Annotated in this window: 1 pseudogene; it reads right to left on the reverse strand. The window is 53.4% G+C overall.

Annotated elements, in window-relative coordinates:
• Positions 1-234: pseudogene (locus SB756_RS35555) on the reverse strand (aminotransferase); the annotation flags it as partial.

Raw genomic sequence — 234 nt, forward strand, 5'->3', positions numbered from 1 at the left:
CATGCTGCGCCGGTACGTTGGCACACAGGCGCATCGAGGCGAGCATCTCCAGTCCTTCTATATAGCCTTTAGCATGTTTCTTCGGCCCGTTCAGTACCATCCAGCCCTGACGGAAACCGGCAACGCGATAGGTTTTAGAAAGGCCATTAAAAGTAACAGTCAGCAGACCGGGTGCCAGCGCTGCGATGCAGTGATGCTGTGCATCGTCATAGAGGATCTTGTCGTAGATCTCAT

It is taken from the genome of Pseudomonas sp. SIMBA_068 (assembly GCF_046534705.1).
GTDB lineage: Bacteria > Pseudomonadota > Gammaproteobacteria > Pseudomonadales > Pseudomonadaceae > Aquipseudomonas > Aquipseudomonas putida.